Annotated in this window: 18 protein-coding genes; 2 read left to right on the top strand and 16 right to left on the bottom strand. The window is 61.4% G+C overall.

The features are described 5' to 3' along the window. Window positions 1-33 precede the first annotated feature (33 nt). The 14 genes from AC30NL_RS00120 to AC30NL_RS00055 form a co-directional block, all read right to left on the bottom strand. Window positions 34-693 carry a hypothetical protein gene (locus AC30NL_RS00120; protein WP_489461984.1) on the bottom strand — a complete coding sequence of 220 codons (660 nt, stop codon included), beginning with the start codon at window positions 691-693 and terminating at the stop codon, window positions 34-36. Between the two features lie 148 nt (window positions 694-841). Further along, window positions 842-1,096 (bottom strand): hypothetical protein, encoded by a 255-nt coding sequence (locus AC30NL_RS00115; RefSeq protein ID WP_489461983.1) that lies wholly within the window; start codon window positions 1,094-1,096, stop codon window positions 842-844. Window positions 1,097-1,110: 14 nt separating this feature from the next. Further along, window positions 1,111-1,398 (bottom strand): hypothetical protein, encoded by a 288-nt coding sequence (locus tag AC30NL_RS00110; RefSeq protein WP_489461982.1) that lies wholly within the window; start codon window positions 1,396-1,398, stop codon window positions 1,111-1,113. 72 nt (window positions 1,399-1,470) lie between these two features. After that, complete coding sequence (locus AC30NL_RS00105) at window positions 1,471-1,941, bottom strand: hypothetical protein (RefSeq protein ID WP_489461981.1); 471 nt, start codon at window positions 1,939-1,941, stop codon at window positions 1,471-1,473. 305 nt (window positions 1,942-2,246) lie between these two features. After that, the gene (locus AC30NL_RS00100) at window positions 2,247-3,350 is read right to left on the bottom strand and encodes a DUF6094 domain-containing protein (protein WP_489461980.1); all 1,104 of its coding nucleotides are present in this window, start codon (window positions 3,348-3,350) and stop codon (window positions 2,247-2,249) included. 74 nt (window positions 3,351-3,424) lie between these two features. Continuing rightward, entirely contained in the window at window positions 3,425-4,000 is a 576-nt protein-coding gene (locus AC30NL_RS00095; RefSeq protein ID WP_489461979.1) for a hypothetical protein, read from the bottom strand. Window positions 4,001-4,342: 342 nt separating this feature from the next. Further along, window positions 4,343-4,606, bottom strand: coding sequence for a hypothetical protein (locus AC30NL_RS00090; protein WP_489461978.1), 264 nt, complete (start codon window positions 4,604-4,606; stop codon window positions 4,343-4,345). Between the two features lie 537 nt (window positions 4,607-5,143). Continuing rightward, complete coding sequence (locus AC30NL_RS00085) at window positions 5,144-5,755, bottom strand: DUF3275 family protein (RefSeq protein ID WP_489461977.1); 612 nt, start codon at window positions 5,753-5,755, stop codon at window positions 5,144-5,146. 405 nt (window positions 5,756-6,160) lie between these two features. After that, window positions 6,161-6,436 (bottom strand): hypothetical protein, encoded by a 276-nt coding sequence (locus tag AC30NL_RS00080; protein ID WP_489461976.1) that lies wholly within the window; start codon window positions 6,434-6,436, stop codon window positions 6,161-6,163. A gap of 17 nt (window positions 6,437-6,453) precedes the next feature. Then, window positions 6,454-6,873: a hypothetical protein gene (locus AC30NL_RS00075; protein WP_489461975.1), complete on the bottom strand. Its 420-nt coding sequence runs from the start codon at window positions 6,871-6,873 to the stop codon at window positions 6,454-6,456. A 205-nt stretch (window positions 6,874-7,078) separates the two neighbouring features. Beyond that, window positions 7,079-7,723 carry a DUF3577 domain-containing protein gene (locus AC30NL_RS00070; RefSeq protein WP_489461974.1) on the bottom strand — a complete coding sequence of 215 codons (645 nt, stop codon included), beginning with the start codon at window positions 7,721-7,723 and terminating at the stop codon, window positions 7,079-7,081. 341 nt (window positions 7,724-8,064) lie between these two features. Then, the gene (locus AC30NL_RS00065; RefSeq protein WP_489461973.1) at window positions 8,065-10,005 is read right to left on the bottom strand and encodes a DEAD/DEAH box helicase; all 1,941 of its coding nucleotides are present in this window, start codon (window positions 10,003-10,005) and stop codon (window positions 8,065-8,067) included. Window positions 10,006-10,093: 88 nt separating this feature from the next. Further along, window positions 10,094-11,107: a Tll0287-like domain-containing protein gene (locus AC30NL_RS00060; RefSeq protein ID WP_489461972.1), complete on the bottom strand. Its 1,014-nt coding sequence runs from the start codon at window positions 11,105-11,107 to the stop codon at window positions 10,094-10,096. Further along, window positions 11,104-11,772, bottom strand: coding sequence for a hypothetical protein (locus AC30NL_RS00055; protein ID WP_489461971.1), 669 nt, complete (start codon window positions 11,770-11,772; stop codon window positions 11,104-11,106). The genes AC30NL_RS00060 and AC30NL_RS00055 overlap by 4 nt, the downstream gene beginning before the upstream one ends. Window positions 11,773-12,063: 291 nt before the next feature. On the opposite strand from AC30NL_RS00055, the gene AC30NL_RS00050 reads away from it, so the two are divergent. Next, window positions 12,064-13,233, top strand: coding sequence for a rhodanese-like domain-containing protein (locus AC30NL_RS00050; RefSeq protein WP_489461970.1), 1,170 nt, complete (start codon window positions 12,064-12,066; stop codon window positions 13,231-13,233). Window positions 13,234-13,585: 352 nt separating this feature from the next. Here the strand turns inward: AC30NL_RS00050 and AC30NL_RS00045 are convergent, their stop codons facing one another. Continuing rightward, entirely contained in the window at window positions 13,586-13,708 is a 123-nt protein-coding gene (locus AC30NL_RS00045) for a hypothetical protein (RefSeq protein WP_489461969.1), read from the bottom strand. A 69-nt stretch (window positions 13,709-13,777) separates the two neighbouring features. On the opposite strand from AC30NL_RS00045, the gene AC30NL_RS00040 reads away from it, so the two are divergent. Next, window positions 13,778-14,332 (top strand): thioredoxin family protein, encoded by a 555-nt coding sequence (locus AC30NL_RS00040; protein ID WP_489461968.1) that lies wholly within the window; start codon window positions 13,778-13,780, stop codon window positions 14,330-14,332. A gap of 865 nt (window positions 14,333-15,197) precedes the next feature. Here AC30NL_RS00040 and AC30NL_RS00035 read toward each other — a convergent pair. Then, window positions 15,198-16,001: hypothetical protein (locus tag AC30NL_RS00035; RefSeq protein ID WP_489461967.1), on the bottom strand; the 804-nt coding region annotated here is incomplete at its 5' end.

Genomic DNA, 16,001 nt, shown 5'->3' with positions numbered 1-16,001 from the left:
GGTTGGTGAAGAGATGAAGTTAGGAGGAGGTGCTCACGCCATGGCGAGCGCCAGCGGCGTCGTTGGCGACGCCGCGACCTGAGCCGGCAGCCGCAGTTGTCCTGCGGCCACCAGCTGGCTCAGCCGAGGCAGAAAGTGCTGCCCCAGCGCCACCCGCGCCCCCGCAATGGGGCCAAGAGGTGGGTAGATCCGATCGTCGATCAGTCGGACCATGCCGGCTGTCAACGCGAATTCCATGACCGGCTCACGCCAGTCATCGAGCAAGGGAACCGCAGACAAGGTCTTCACGGTTTCCCAGGTTTGATTCAGCAGTTGCGCGCGTTGTGACTCATCGAGCGGCTGAGCCGCGCGACGAAGCACCCAGGCGTGCCGGTTTGCCAGGTCGGGCTTGGCCAACGAGGTGTCAAACACCCACAGGTGACTGACGGGACCGAAGATGTTCTGACGAGGCAAGCGGCCGCTGTGCTTGGTGAGCCGGTCGGTGCCGCCGACGTCGACAGCGTGCGCCTGGCCCTCGCTGTCCACCAGGTGAAACCGGTCAACACCTTGCTCGGCGCGCGGCAACTCCATCGCGGACAGAAACTGCAAGGTCGCGTTGTCGCGACCGTAGATGGACAAAAAGAGAAACCGCCCTTCGCTGTCACGCAGACATGCGTCCGCGATGACATCGGGGAACTCTTGAACTCGGAACATCCTGCTCTCCTGAAAAGGAGGCGGACTATCGCGGCCTGACCGGCGCGGAAGTCCGCCGGGTTGGCTTGTTGCAAGGAAGGCGATGCGCCTGCCTTGCGAAGAGATGACCACCCCGAAGGGTGGTCGGTTGAGTAGAGGTCGTTCCGGCTCAGGGCCGGCGACGTTGGGTCCAGTTGCCCGACTTCAGGGCCTGGTCCGCTTCTTCGTGCGTCGGGTAGGTCTGCTCGGACTCTTGGGAACAAGTCAAACTATCTGGGTCCCATGTGCCGATGTAGAACGGAGTCCACGTGTTCTGTCTCATGACCTGCAGGGGCAGTGCCAAGTGGCAGTAGTCCCAGACAAGTTTGCCGCAGCCCGCGGGCAATCCGGGGCGGTCGATTGCAACGGTGACGTCGTCAAGCATGTTGCACCTCTCCTTCAATTGCGTACCCGAAGCGTCACGCCGAGATCCGTGAGCGCATCCCACAGGGATACGTCGCGGACCACCTGCCCGTCGCCTTCGCACGCGTTGCACCAGTCTTCCTCGTGTCCGATTTCCACGGCCGAGCTCAAGCCATTGGCTCGTGCCCATGCCTCTTCGTCGGGATCTTTCTGGTCGCGCGTTTCCACGAAGAAACGCTGCCAGACGGGGTTCGTCACGCGGCCGCTGCCTTGGCAGGCGTCGCACGACACGGTGCAGCGAATGGTGTAGGTCTTCTGTCCCATCTGAACTCCTTTCGAAGTGGGCGAAGTGACTCGCCCATCCCACGCGAGGCGGGATGGGTTGGTCGAGTTGCATCAGTGGACCAGCGGAGCCTGGGCGGCGAAGGGATCAACGATCACTGGGAACACCATGCGATCGCAGACGCGTGTCGGCTCGACATGCGAGACCGACGCCGGTGCCTTGCCCGCAGCAGGAACCTGCGGACATTCAGCGATGACGGCCTGTGCCTTGACTGCGCGGGCCAGACCAAGGATGGCCTTGCCCAGCTTCATCAAGGACGTCAGGACCGCCGCGGCCATTCGGCCCTTGCGGTAGGACTTCGCGAAGCGGATTCGGTCTCGCTGGACCGTCTCACACGCCGCGAGGTACACGCCTGCACGGTTCTCCTTCAGTTGCGGAAAGGCGTCCAAGTACTGCACGACGAGTCGTGCAGTCACCGGATCCTTCACGCGGCTGACGACACCTTGCCACTGCGTGAGATCAGTACGACTCAGCTCCTCGAAGACCGAGGTGGCTCGCGTATTGGGTTGAGAAGTTTTGTTCATGGGCGATCTCCAAAATGTGAACGGGAGATCGCGTCGAACCCTTGGCGGGGATCGGGAAGCAATCTTCCCGATCGGGTTTGACAAACATTACAGAAACTCCGGCCTCTTGCGAGGCGTGCGCGTTGCAGGAGTTGACGCGCTGCGAAAGGTGGCTGACTTTTCAGGTCGATCAGCCAACGACACGGATGCTCCAACTGTAAGCCCAAGGGCATGCGCGATCAACCATTCTTGGTTCCCTCTTGGTTGATCGCGCATGCCCCGGCCCGAAGGCCGAGGAACGCCGTCGGCAGCGCCGGCGTGTTCTCTCAACGGATCGTCACGATCTGTCCGAGCTGCGGGCCCGGCGTGAACTCGATCGCATTGATCACGGGAACGAACTTGTCGGTCATCGTCACGATCTCCGTGATGCCGCCGTCCGCGTCGGTTTCTATGACCTTGGCCTGGTGCTTCTGCTTGTGCGTGTCGCCCTTGATCAGCAACACACGCCCGGCGGGCGATTTGACGACGCCGGTGACCTGGCCGGCCGCCAAGGCCAGCGCCAGATGCCACTGCGACATGTCGCGAAGAGGCCGGCGATGTTCGCGGGCGCACTGTCCGAAGAAGTGTTCGAAACCGTCCCACAGCGTGGAGCGTTCGTAGCGACTCAACTCGTCGGCAAGCTGCGCAGGATCCATTCGAACAGCGTGGAAGCGGAAGTCATTGTCGTCCACCGCTGCCGGCACTCTGTATGGCTCGTCGCTCCACACTTCGGGCAGGACCTGCTCGGCCAACTCGCCGGCACGCATCTTCGCGAACTCGTCGAGCACCGCCTGGGGCGGGTGCCGCGGCCGATCCTTGATGCCGAAGATCACGCACTGCTTGAACTGCTGCTCGGGTGCCATGTAGACGCGCAAGTCACGGTAGTTGCGCGCCAGGAACGTGGCGAGCTCGGCATCGAGCACGTAGTGCGGCACGATGTACACCAGCACGCCGCGCTGAACAAGCAACGGCGTTGTCTTGCGCAGGAATGCCTTCTCCATGCGCTCGGCGGTCTCCGAGTCGCCGGTGTTCGCTTTGTCGGCGACACCGTACCCGTAGGGCGGATTCAAGAACAGCAAGCCGATGCTGCGTGGACTGATGACGACGTCGTGCATGTCGCTGTGGATCGCGCGGCTGAGCATCTGTTTGGCATGCCAGGCGCGCTCTTGATCGAACTCGATTCCGAGCGACTCGACCGACGTCCCTTGCTCCTGCAGCTCGTGCTGCAGTTCCGCCAAGGCCGTGCCCTCACCGCAACACGGGTCGAGAATTCGTGCCGTCGAGCCGGCCGGAACGATTGCATTCACGATGCGTTGAAGGGTCACTTCGTCGGTCGGGTAATACCCCGACTTGATGAAGTTGTGCGCGATGCGCGAAAAGATCAAAGCCATGCGGCCTCCTTAAAAGAGATCCGCAAGGAATCCCCCCGAGGGAGGGACTCCCTGCGGGGGTGGTTGCTGAAAGCTCAGGGGCGGTCGTTGGGTGTCCGGCCGCGGTACTTGTTGTGCATGTAGCGGATGTACGACTGGTCGAGCCCCTTGTAGAGGTCGACCATCCGTTCATCACACCAATGGCGAAGGTCACAAAGGAATTCCATGAGCTGGCTTGGCGAGTCACCGCCTTGCTCGCTCACTCCGCGAGACGCGGTATGGAACAGCATGACCGACTGCATGCGCCTTGCGCGTTCTTCTGGCCCCACGTTGGTGGCCATGGAACGTAAGCAGGCACGCGGGCGGGCTGGCAGCGACTGCTCGACGTCGGCGGGTAAGGTCGCGCAAACAACCAGGTGGTCGCCGTCGACCTCGGCCTTCACTTGGCCAGCCAGCAACGCCTGCGCCACGCGAGGGTCGATCTTGAAGCGCTCGCTGAGCTCGGCGATCAAGCCCGACGTGTCTTCACCGCGCACTTGCCGATGTTGAAACTCGGCCGCAGCGCGGACAAGGTCCAACGCAACGGTACTGACCTTGTGATCGTCACTGAGGGCAATCCGCAAGGAAGAGGCGGACTCCAATACGCGCACGGATGGGGATGCAACGTTCATGATTCAATCTCCAGTGGTTTGCGGGGCCCGCCCCATGCGGGGCGAGGCCCCGCGGGGTTGAAAATCAAAAGACAGTCAATCAATCCGCCTCGACCAGGTCGGGCTGTTGGCCAACCGAACGACGCAGCCGTCATCGTGGTTTGGCATCTCGTTCATGGAAATCAGCTCCTTTCAAAATTCGGCGGAGAACTCCGGAGAGCTCGTCCCCCCGTTCACGAATTGATGAGAGACTGCCGGGCATGGAAACCCGTCAAGCCCTCACGGTGGTCGAAGGTGGACGAGCAAGCCTCGAACTGGAGGCCTTGCTGTCCATCCCTCACGACTTTGCGAAGTTCCTGCGCATCAGCCAGTCGCTTGCGCGGCCGGCCAACTCGCCTCTTCGAGCTGTTGCATCAACGACGCCGGGAGCTCCCGAGTCGCCAGATCGTCACGAAGCACCAGGCGTATCGCTCTGACGATCGGCATGACCTCGGCGGTCTGCAGGTTCGTCAGCGCGGCTTCGAGCCGCACGACTTCTTCGTCCGTCGCGGTCTTTATCCAGGCCATGTAGGCCCGCCAGAAAGTGCGGATGCTTTCCTCATTTGAAGTGGTGGTTGGTTGAAACACGGGTGACTCCTTTCAAAGGTTGGCGGGCGTCACCACGTGCCGCAGGCCGTGTTGCACAGCCCAGTGGCGGAAAATTGATCTACAAAAAGGGATCTACAGGAACTCCAGGACCGGTGGTCCGTGCGTCTCTCAGGAGTTGAGGCGCCTCGACGATTGCGTCGTCACTCGTGCTGCTGCCGGCAGCCGCGGTTGAAACGCGTTGCACCGCAATGCGGTCTCCACAACGGTCGCTCTGGGCGGCTGTGGGAACCCCACGGGTTCTGCTTGAGATTGAAGATCGTTCAACGATGCCCTTCCGCTCGGAAGCGGGCACCCGTACATCAAGGGCCGAGGATGCCGATTAAGGGCGCGATCGACAGAATCGATCGCAAAGGCCACAGCTCATCGGGCAGCTGCTGCCCAGTTCCAAACCTTCCCACGCCAAGGCGCGGGCTTGCTGATGCGTCCATGAGGCGCAACAGAAAGCCCGCTGAGCAAAAAAAGCGGGAAGGAGGTGGTACGCAGAGGCGTTCCACAAAGGAACGCCTCCTGGCGCGATTAAGCCGGCTCGCCGGATGGATCCCAGGTCTGCCGCTTCGCGTCGAAATTGAAACCCAGCTTGCCGAGTCGTTCGGCCTGTGCACGGAAGCGCACACGGTCGTCGATCGTCGGATCCAGCTTGAGGGGTATGCGGCGAACCACATTGTCGTGGATCTCGTCGCCGAACAATTCGCGATCGGCCGCGCTTTCGGCGTCGGCCTCATTCTTCTTCGATGCGCCTCGCCGGGTGGTCAGGCGCCTGGCAGGCTGGGGAGCAGCTTCTGGGGTCTCCGGTTTTGACCGCACGCGCAAACGCGGCGGTTCGTCCACGGGATCCAGCTCGCTGGGCTCCTTGCTGGCACCGGCGGGCAGACCCCGCTCGGTGTCGACCTGGACATCGTTCAGCCGGGCGCGCAACTCGGTCACACCGCGCCCGAAACTGACGTACTGGCTCAGATAGATTTCGCTGATCCAGAACGTGCCCTTGTATTCGCCTTCAGCGAACTGGTCCAGCAACGGGTCCTTGACCTTGAATTCGCCGAAATCGGTCGTGAGATCGGCCACACAGAACGGGCCGTTGCGGCTTTGCTTGATCCTTTTGACCTGCAGGGTGCCTTTGGTCTTGAGCATTGGACTCTCCGTGGTTTGCGCAAAGGAACGCGCCGGAGAGCTCGAGCCCGGCCGGGCGCGAATCCCGGCGGGCGTTGGAAGTTGAAGTAGAAACCGCCAGCCTCTTGCGAGGACTGGCGGTTGTTCAGAAGGCAGCGTCAGCTTTCCAAGCAGACGCGGCGAGGTTGCATAGCAGTAGAAAAACTCTGTTGGCGGAACGTTGTCAGCTACCGCAGTGTTCTCGCGCGACTTACAGTGACCCCAGGCCTTGCAGCCGTACACGCTCCAGGGGTTGACGTGTCTCGTTTGTCGGGGGTGAGCCCGTCCAGTTTAATGACCGCAAAACTGGCAAACGCGGGGATGTTTGGCAAGCATACACGAGCACGGAGGGCGGCGAAAGATCGATCGACTGCCCGACTGCCACCATTACCATGCCAGCACGCACAACTCGCCCTGCTCCGGCCAGCGACCGGTGATGATTCGAAACCAGTCTTCAGCCATGAATCCAGTGACACCCTGAGCACGGACCTCGCGCACCCGCTTGAGCGTGATCCCGTGATCGGCCTTGATTCCACGCAGCGTTCGATGGTGGCGGCGCATCAGCCGCACGATGTCCGCTCCGGTCAGCGTGCGCACGAAAGCCCTCCGGTGTTCGATGCCTACAGTGTTCGCATCCTTCAGCTTGGAAAATTCGATAGGCATGTTCTTCTCCTTCGAGGCTATATCGCCAACTCGGTCCAACTGTTTCGCGTCACCATGATCGCCCCGTTGTTGACGATGATGGCAAAGACCCACATACGCTTGCACAAGGCGCTCATCCCAGTCATGTCGATCCTTGTGAGATCGAGGCCAGCGGCGCGTTCATTGGTGGAGATGACCCACGCGCCTGCAGCCGCGATCAGCATCGCCATGGCGGCAAGCAAGTGACGAATCGCCAGATGGCGACGAGGTTGAACTTGTTTAACTTTCATGGATGATTTCCTTTGGTGTAGGTAGAGGACTGGATGATTTACAGCGTCGCGGCCGAGGAAGCGCGCGATGGTTTTGCGGATGCCGGTGCAGTGGTGGGCAACGTGAAGCAAAGCCGAAGCGCCCTCGTTCCACGCCGCGTCCAGCGCCACCAGCCAGCGACTTGCCAATAACCCGGATCCGGTTCGCAAATGCTATCGAACGGGATCTGAAGGCGACCTTTGAGATCGAGCTGATTCGGCGTGAACTGCTTTGTCTTGAACGCAGTACCGCGTCCGAAGACGCGATCGCCGGCCTTGCTCAACAGGCTGTCGAATGTGATTGAAGAAAAAGCCCCGCCGAAGCGGGGCTTGTTTGCGATGTCGAACCTCGGACTCAGGCTTCGACGTAGTCGCGGACGCGGGAGCGATCCTTGACTGGCGTAGCGGCCTGGCGACGTTGGGAGCGGGCGTTACCACCCTCTTCCTGCGCTGGCGTGCGAGGCGCTTGCGCTTCGCCGCCTTGGCGCTGCTGCGGCTCACGCTCGGCACCTTGCGGTGCTTCACGTTCGCCGGCATCGTCACCGTTTTCGTCATCGTCCTTGCGTTGGTAGACGACTTCGTCGTCGACCTTCACGTAGGTGATGAGCAGCAGGCGGCCCTTGATCAGCGTGGCTGTCTCCATCTCACCAGTAGGCTTGCCGTGCTCGTTGAACGCCTTGCGCTCGTAAGAGTGCGGGTAGATATCACCCAGCTTGAAAGCGATGAAGACCTTGCGGTTTGCATCGACGTCCTGCTTCAACTGCTCGACCAACACTCCGGCCTCTTCGCCACTGACTCTGAGGTCGAAGTAGGTATAGGCCGGATCGGTGACTGCGCCGCGCAACGCGTTGACAGCGCATGCGAGGAATGGCTCGCTCTTGCGGCCCTTGCTCGAAGGATTGACCCAACGAACACGTGACAGGTAGCCGCAGCCGGACACCTGAAGGTTGAAATAGGCCTCGTCGGATGAGGCTTGCGATTGGTTGTGGGACTTGGTCATAGCGATCTCCAAAGTGTGAACGGGAGATCGCTCCACCCCTTGCGGGATCGGGAAGCTATCTTCCCGATCGGGGGTGACGAACATTACAAAAACTCCGGCCTCTTGCGAGGTGTGCGCGCTACAGGAGTTGACGCGCCTCATGAGTCCACGAGGGACAACATGCGACAAAGCTACCTGCAGCTGGCTCAGTCGTCAAGAGCGCTGCACATTCTGTTGCGGGTTCGTCAGCATCTGCCGGAGTACGTTCGTACGCCGAGACAAGATCAGCCGATGGTTGGTGAGTTCGATGCTGGTCGCGCGACGTCTTGCGACGTCGCCTACACATGCGTATCGACACCTATTCAGGCGAGCTCGAGCTCGGCGCGCACCGCCTCCACCACGTCCTCCTCAATCTCCGTCTTCGCTTCGATGAGGCGCCAGATCTTCTCGTCGATCGTTCCGGGAATGAGGGGCATCAGGACGTTCACGTCGCGCGTCTGTCCCATGCGGTACGCACGGTCCTCCGCCTGGCGCATCACGGCCGGAACCCAGGGGCAGCTCCCGAAACAAACCCAGTTGGCTTTTGTCAACGTGATGCCCACGCCCGCCGCCGAGGTGGTGGCCACAAAGACCTTGATCGACGGGTCCGTCTGAAACGCATCGATCGCCCGTTGCCGCTTGCTCATCGAATCGGCACCGACCAGCGTGACACAGCCGATGCCGCTGGCCGCGAGGGCATGCTTCAGCGTCTCCACCGTCTGCATGTACTCGCAGAAGATGATGAGCTTGTCTTCCTCTCCCAGACCCTGTGCCGTCTCGATCAGGAACTCCGTCTTGAGGGCTTCGAGGGTTTGGCGAAGCTTGGTGATCTTGGGCATGACCGTCAGGCTCATGTCCTTCATCACCTCGTGATACGCGGCAAGGCCTTCCGAGGGCGAGACATAGCGCACATGCCGAGTCTTGGTCCCGAGCTCGGTGAGAACGTCTTTACGCCGACGCAGCATCCATCCCTTGAGCGCTTCGGCCAACAGCGCACGTTTTTCGGGCGATCCCGCGTACTGCTTGCGGAACTCCGCAAGCTCCATGCGTCCGAGTGCATGACCGGACAGCCTCAATAAAGTGTGGAGCTCGACCTCGCGGCTGAGCAGCGGCGTGCCGGTGATGACGAAGCGGCGCGGAATGCGGCCGGCCATCATGAAGGCGTTGCGCGTTCGCCCTGCGTGGGCCTCTTTCAGGTAGTGCGCTTCGTCGACTGCCATCACGCGGAAGTCGAGATCCTTCTCTTTGACCAAACCGCCGAGTCGCTCGTAGTTGGCGATGACCCAGTCGCATCCGGACAGGGTCGACATGCGATCCTCGCCGACCATGCCGATGCGCGCATTCGGATAGACCGCGAGGATCTCGCGCTCCCAATTGATGCGAAGCGTCGCTGGGCAGGTGATGAGTATGCGACCCTCGGCACCGGCGGACAGGCGGCAGGCCACTATCGACTGTCTGGACTTTCCAAGACCCATGTCATCCGCCAGGCAAGCGGACGTCTGGGTCGCCAGGTGCCGAACGCCAGCGACCTGGTAGCTGCGCAAGCCTGCTGAATCAGCAATGCCTGCAAGTGCAACTTCGTCGATGCTCAGGCGCTGGATCGCTTCGCCGATCGTCGAGAGAAAACCGGTCCCCTGCTCTTCCTGGTCCCCTGCCGTTTCGCCAAATGGCGGCGATGCAGCAGGCACCGTGAGCGGCAATGGCGACGTTCCCACGGATAGCAAGGCCTCGAGAACCACCGCCTGCTCGTGGACGAAGACGAACACCTCGTCGACGCCAGCGTGCTCGCGCAGCGCCTTCAAGATCGCTTCGACGGGACGATGGATTTCCCACGCGGCTGCGTTCTTGTGAAAGCGCCCGTTCAACCCGCGCAGACACTTGACGACGGGCTGGTCGTAGAGCGAGCTGACGGCACACCCGCCTGTGGTGAGCGGGAAGATCTGTACGTCGAGCAGTTTGGTGAAGAAGTCGCGGTCCGGATTGGCCAGCGCAGCCTCAATGGGCTTGTAGGCCTCGTCGAAATCGAAGCGGTGCCCCTGCAAGACCTTGCGCAGCCAATCCACCACCTGGCCTGCGGAGACGGCTTCAATGACCCACATGCGACGCGCGCCGAACCACGTCGCGCCCGCCGTCTTCAGATCCTTCGCAGCCCCATCGACATAGGTGAGAGTGAGCCCGAGCCGGCGCCCATCGCTGACTGTCCGGTGGACGAGCTCGGGCAGTGCGAGAGCGACAGGCTGCAGTCGGTCGTCAAACGTACTCAACTGGGCTTCCCGCGTCGCCGTGCAGCATCCAACAAGGCGATGCGAGGGAGTCCACCACGGTCACCCGCCCGCCACAGGTCCGCAAGGCCTAGACCCGGTCGGCTTGCGCGAGCAGCAGCGCGCGATAGAGCGCCTTGATCGCGACCGACAAACGGTGCATCTCGTTGCGGGAGCTGTGCTCGTCGATGTCGAGATCCACGCGAGTCACCTTCTCACCGGCCTTGGCCTCCAGGATCCTTTGTGCATAGTCTTTGAGCACCTGGGCAGCGTGAATCACATTGGCCCGCAGCCAGTAGAGCAAGGCGCCGAATGTCAGCAACGTTGCAGTGACAGCAAGCGACGCGGCCAAATTCATTTGCTGAAACAGCGCGCCCGCACCGCTTCCCCGAATCGGCACGGACACGCTCACGATGCCGGCAAATCCGCCTTCCTTGAATCCCCAGCCTTGCGAGCCGGTGAACTTGTTGCGGATCGCCTCGGGGCTCCTCTCGGGCGTGTCGTGGCAGGCCAGGCACGAGGCCGTGGCGACCAGACGCTTCGCGTAAACGAGACGATCACCCGAGACCTCGTGGTACTCCGCGTTCGCAGGGTCCGCGGAGCGGAGCTGTTCGATGGCCGTCAGCTCGAAACGATTCGGGGTATTGCGCAAATCGAAGACGCGGTCGCTGGTCACACGAAACCGCTCGACGCCGCCCATCTTCTCCACCACTGCCGACAACTCGCGCTGAACATGCGAAGGATCCTTGTGATGAAAGGTTCCACCCGTCTGGGTGATGGCGACCGTGCCTGACACCGGCACCGAGGCCTTGTCCGCGCCGGATGAAATCGCGCTGGGTCGTGCCTGCCTATGCTCAAGGAAATCGCCGACCTGGAAGCTCGTCTCCGTGGGCTCGCTGAGGACCCACACGCCCCGGTACTGGCTGGACCAGTTGCCAAGGGCTTCGACCATGGACGCAGTTACTCGCGCATGTTCTAGCGCCTGCGCTTCACCCAGTGAATTGCGCATCGTCACCAGTGCAATGGTGCCCAGCACCAGCAGTGCGCCTATCAGAGCAGCGAACTGCAGCAGCAGGCTTTGTCGGGAGAATGAGCGCAGCATCATGTCCGCCTGGCTCCGGCCAGCCGCAGGAACGCGCGACGGTCGTCGAGATCGTCGAGCAGCAAACTCGCCTCGTTGACGACGTCCTGATGCTCCATGCTTTCGTCAACGAGGCGGGACTGCAAGCTCGCATAGATGGTCCGCACTCGGGGCTCGGCTTCCGAAGCGATGAACTCCCGCAGGGCCGTGATGATCTCCACGAGCCAGGTCGGCTCAAGTCGTGCCGAGCGAGCCGCACTGCGCACAGGCTCTCCACGAAGGATTGCCGCCAGAATCCGCCGATCGCGCAACAACAAGTCAGTGGCACCGCGTTGCATGGCGTAGTGGCGATCCGATGGCAACGGGTTGTCGCTGACCAAGTAGATCGGCACTTTGATGCGATTGTGAGTGCGCAAATTAGACGCAAGCTTGCAGCCGCTATCGCGGCTGTGGGTCAGCGTGATATCCGCGATGATGAAGCTGAGTTCGTTGCGCAAGGTGATCGCCGTCGCCACTGCTTCCAGGTGATCGGGTGCGAAATCCACGATCGCGGGCAGATCCGAGAAGCGATCTGGGTGCGAGGTGACGATCAGGACGCGTGGCCGAGGGGCAGCGCTTTCTCTGGGAAAGTTGGCGGAATCCTCGTAGCTGGTGTTCGTAGGCACCAGCTTGATGTGCGGGCTGGACATGGGCTCCCTTTGATGCGTTGTGGAACGGCGGTGAAGCCCTGTCAGCTTTCTGGCGACTGAGCGGTCTTGTCGGTGGTCCTCAATGCTCGACGGTAGGTCGAGAGATCGACCAGGCTCACGCAGTGGGCGAGCTCGTATGCCCCGTCGAGGGCTGGCCTGTACATAGTCAATAGAAAATGTGTCATGTAAGTTTCCCTAGCCGGTTGCAAGCCGCACAATGCGCGTGCCTTGAGGGAGGTTCGCGTTTGACTGGCCTTGATCCGAAGATAGATTTAGGAACGAGGAATCGACGTGACAGATTCAGAGAAAAAACAGTCATCGCACGCGCTGCGACTTGGCGTCGGCGCCTTTCATCCCCTGATGTCGGTGGTTCACCCGCACCAACTTGAGGTCCTCGACTTTTGCTGCTATGCGAACGTCATCGACGTGCGCTCGCCGTCGGAATTTCACGATGACCACATCCCCGGCGCGATCAACGTCCCAGTCGCGATCGATTGCGAGTCCGACAACTTTGATGCCAAGGCAGACTCAGACGTCGACGCTGCAGAGCGAGCCGGAGAGGTCGTCATTCGGCGAAATATCGAATTGCTGATGACGACCCAGTGGGTGTCGGCCGAGGTGGACGCCGAGTATTTGATTTACAGCGACTGCGGAGGCATGCGCAGCCGCTTCTTCGCCGCTGCATTGCGCGAGCGAGGCATGAACGTCGACGTACTTCCGGGGGGATGGCGCGCTTATCGCCGTTGGGTCAGCGCAGCGCTGCTCGCGCTGACTGGCCTGTATGACTACCGCGTCCTGTGCGGCCCGAACGGTAGCGGCCAAAGTCGCTTCCTGCTTGCGCTGGCCGAAGCCGGCGAGCAGGTGGTGGATCTGCGATCGCTGGCATGCCACACCGCCGCGCTGGAAGGCGTGCTGAACATTCAGCAGCCAACGCAGAGACAGTTCGAAGGAGAACTGATCGAAGTGCTGCGAAAGTTGGATCCGACCAGACCTGTCTGGATCGAAGCCGTCAGCCAACGACTCGGCGCCCTCTCGGTGCCGCAAAGTCTTGTTATCTCGTTGCTGCGCTCACAGCCAGTGTTCATGGATGCGCCAATGTTCGAGCGCGTGAAGTGCTGGCGCGAGGAGCAGCCAGCCATCGCGTTGGATCCTGTGGGATTCGTCGGAAAACTCGAAGGCCTGACGAAGCTGGTTGGCCGTGATGAGTTCGAAACATGGAGACATCTGGCACGGGGCGGGGACGTCGACGACCTGCTCGAGCGAATCCTCGTTCATCACGTCGACCCTACCTATAAACGTTCGACTCTGCGCAATTTCGCACCCGTCGCTGATCGCGGCGTGACCATCCATCTGGAATCTCTGTCGTTGGACGAACTTCGACTGGTGGCTGGCGACGTGTCGAATGACGATGCGAGTTTGCCGACTGAGGCGCGAAGCTTGCATGGCGACTACGGCCGCTAAGAGGTCAAGTCGTTCGATCGGCGCTCGTTCGATCATGGACATACGATCTGCATTGGCTCAGTGCCCTCACCTTCGTCGAAGAAGTCCAGCGACCACACAAGTACTGCTCAACACGTGCAGTGGCTTGCACACGCACGTTGGCCGGCGCAGTGATCAGCTCGACGGCAGCCCATGGCGGCCTGACTCTGTTGCCCCAACTCCTGGCTTGACAGATAAGCACCGACTGGAATGGACGAAAAGTCGCACTATTACTGAGCCGGCCATTTCTGGCGCCGGCTCATGGCGACCGCCCTCACCCACTACGACCGCGAGTGCTGAAATCGTTGATCACGCTGACAGCATCCACGCCCGACTAGACGAGCATGATGGTCGGCTGCAAACTGAGAATGAACGTCTTGAGCCGTGAGAGAGTCTGGGCGAGCCCGAACAGCGCCACGACGCTGAACCGTGAACTTCCGAGCTGACGATTGATCATGCGGCGACAGTACACAGCGGATCGGTGGTCAGTCGTAGACTGACCACCTCATCAGTGCAAGGAGTTGGCATGTCCGATTCTGAAGACCTGCTTGGGCGCGGCGACACCGCGCCCGACTTCGCCTTGCCGGGCACCGACGGCAGGACCTGGCGTTACGCCGACGTGGCCGGCCCGAAGGGGTTGGTGGTGATGTTCATCTGCAATCACTGTCCGTACGTGAAGGCGGTGGTCGACCGCATTGTGCGCGACGCCCGGTTGCTGCGCGAGCTCGGCGTCGGCGCGGTGGCGATCAGCAGCAATGACTCGGCCACGTACCCCGAGGACTCTTTCGAAAACATGAAGGCGTTCGCGCGCCAGCACAGGTTCGACTTTCCCTATCTCTACGACGAGTCGCAGGACGTGGCGCGCGCGCACGGCGCGGTGTGCACGCCCGAGTTCTTCGGTTTCGACCGCGACCGCGTGTTGCAGTACCGTGGCCGCCTCGATGCGTCGGGCCGCCACCCAGCGGCCCCAGACGGGAAGCACGAGCTGTACGAGGCGATGAAGCAGGTGGCCGAGAGCGGACGCGCGCCGGATCAGCAGACTGCAAGCATCGGCTGCTCGATCAAATGGAAGCTTGAATAAGCGGCGGGGAAGCTCGATCGATGACTGGCAACTTCCGGTTGCTCGGAGTCGACCACGTCGTACTGCGGGGTGCACGACGTGCCACGCACGGCACGCTTCCACATCAATGGGCTCAGCGGCCCATGGGCCGCACAGGAACACAGGGGCATCTTTCCGAGTCCCCAGGACAGATCCTCCGTGTGCGACGGCCAGCGACTGCGGTTCAAGCCCATGGTCGTCGCTGTCCGACTCATTACCTGAGGTTCGAGATGACACGCCAATGGCAAGCAAGCAGCGACCTCAACCGCACGATCGACGAACTTGGTCGACCAGTCTGCACGACCTGACCGTCATAGCAGTTCGCATGCCGGCGACGTGTCGGCGACCTGCCGCTCGAATTTGTCCGTCGGCCTTCGCTGGACAGCCATTTGCAGACCTACAGGGCGACGCACCGAGCGGCAGCATCAGACTGTCTGCCGACGTTCAACCTCGGGCTGCTGAATGACGTCGGCTGCACAAAGCTGACCTACGCGGCCGTTCTCGGCGAACGACCGGTCCACCTCGCAACTTGACCTTCGCCAACTCCATCTGGGAGAACCCAGCTCGTCGACAGTGTTCGTTCGGCGATCACAACCGAGGACCGTGCCGAGAGCGTGTGTGAACGACTGCATTCGAAAGTCGCGTGCTCGCGGTATCGACCCCTAGCTGTCCTCAAAAGCCGCGAACGAACCGACTGGAAGCCGCCATTCCTTATGAGTAAGTCGAGGATTCAATGGTGCCCTTCAAAGCCGAAGATACTGACACCTAGGTCGCCCATCCATTCAAAGTTTTCATGAAAGCGAATTGCCACAATTGGACGCGGCAAAAAGGTCAGGCAATCCAAGGTTCACTTGGGGCCGACCGGGAAAACGCCCTGCTGGTCTGAATTCATCCAAAGTTCACTGAACTTCTTGTTCGGCAGCGATCCGGATGCGGCGGGTCCAGGTACTGGGGCTGTTTTGCCCCAAGGATCTGAAATGCTTGTCGAGGTCTCGCCGATCCGCTCGACAATGGCAAAGTGGTGTCCCGACTTCTGTCCTATTTGGGGGCTGAAGAGGCCGATAAACGGCGGCATCTCCTTCGTGGCCCGCAGCGGTTGCGGACCACTTCCGTCCCCGTACTTCGGGCTACCTCCCAGAAACTTCGTTGTAGGATGAAGTGCATTGAGGCCATCCGCAATCTGCCAGGGGTAATGGGGTCCGTTGACTACCGTACTGGCTGCCGCAGCAAATGCCTCTGGTGTGACGTGTACGCCCGCCCGACGAAGCATGTCTACACCACACGCAATGCCGCAACCGAACTCCTGTGTCTGGCCCGCCATAGTGAGATGAACGGCTGCGTTGCTTAGAGGCAACCCGTTGCCCCCACCGCGCGTTGGGGAGGGACTGCCGAAAGTGACAGGTCGCGAGGCCAGCTGCTGTGCGGCCACCCGCTCGTTGTTGATCCGCTCGGTGCTGAGTCGCGAGGCCAACTGCTGCGCGGCCACCCGCTCGTTGCTGATCCGCTCGGTGCTGAGTCGGGAGGCCAACTGCTGTGCGGCCACCCGCTCATTGTTAATCCGCTCGGTGCCGAGTCGGGAGGCCAACTGCTGCGCGGCCACCCGCTCGTTGCTGATCCGCTCGGTGCTGAGTCGCGAGGCCAACTGCTGTGC

Origin of the sequence: Rhizobacter sp. (assembly GCA_021153565.1) — a bacterium.
GTDB lineage: Bacteria > Pseudomonadota > Gammaproteobacteria > Burkholderiales > Burkholderiaceae_C > Albitalea.
The sequence above is the reverse complement of the archived record's forward strand: the minus strand, read 5'-3'. Positions and strand labels throughout refer to the sequence as shown.

What these genes read in the sequence shown, in the direction of transcription:
- AC30NL_RS00120 (WP_489461984.1), bottom strand. Translation starts at nt 693, where the DNA reads ATGTTCCGAGTTCAAGAGTTCCCCGATGTCATCGCGGACGCATGTCTG.
- AC30NL_RS00115 (WP_489461983.1), bottom strand. Translation starts at nt 1,096, where the DNA reads ATGCTTGACGACGTCACCGTTGCAATCGACCGCCCCGGATTGCCCGCG.
- AC30NL_RS00110 (WP_489461982.1), bottom strand. Translation starts at nt 1,398, where the DNA reads ATGGGACAGAAGACCTACACCATTCGCTGCACCGTGTCGTGCGACGCC.
- AC30NL_RS00105 (WP_489461981.1), bottom strand. Translation starts at nt 1,941, where the DNA reads ATGAACAAAACTTCTCAACCCAATACGCGAGCCACCTCGGTCTTCGAG.
- AC30NL_RS00100 (WP_489461980.1), bottom strand. Translation starts at nt 3,350, where the DNA reads ATGGCTTTGATCTTTTCGCGCATCGCGCACAACTTCATCAAGTCGGGG.
- AC30NL_RS00095 (WP_489461979.1), bottom strand. Translation starts at nt 4,000, where the DNA reads ATGAACGTTGCATCCCCATCCGTGCGCGTATTGGAGTCCGCCTCTTCC.
- AC30NL_RS00085 (WP_489461977.1), bottom strand. Translation starts at nt 5,755, where the DNA reads ATGCTCAAGACCAAAGGCACCCTGCAGGTCAAAAGGATCAAGCAAAGC.
- AC30NL_RS00080 (WP_489461976.1), bottom strand. Translation starts at nt 6,436, where the DNA reads ATGCCTATCGAATTTTCCAAGCTGAAGGATGCGAACACTGTAGGCATC.
- AC30NL_RS00070 (WP_489461974.1), bottom strand. Translation starts at nt 7,723, where the DNA reads ATGACCAAGTCCCACAACCAATCGCAAGCCTCATCCGACGAGGCCTAT.
- AC30NL_RS00060 (WP_489461972.1), bottom strand. Translation starts at nt 11,107, where the DNA reads ATGATGCTGCGCTCATTCTCCCGACAAAGCCTGCTGCTGCAGTTCGCT.
- AC30NL_RS00055 (WP_489461971.1), bottom strand. Translation starts at nt 11,772, where the DNA reads ATGTCCAGCCCGCACATCAAGCTGGTGCCTACGAACACCAGCTACGAG.
- AC30NL_RS00045 (WP_489461969.1), bottom strand. Translation starts at nt 13,708, where the DNA reads ATGATCAATCGTCAGCTCGGAAGTTCACGGTTCAGCGTCGTGGCGCTG.
- AC30NL_RS00040 (WP_489461968.1), top strand. Translation starts at nt 13,778, where the DNA reads ATGTCCGATTCTGAAGACCTGCTTGGGCGCGGCGACACCGCGCCCGAC.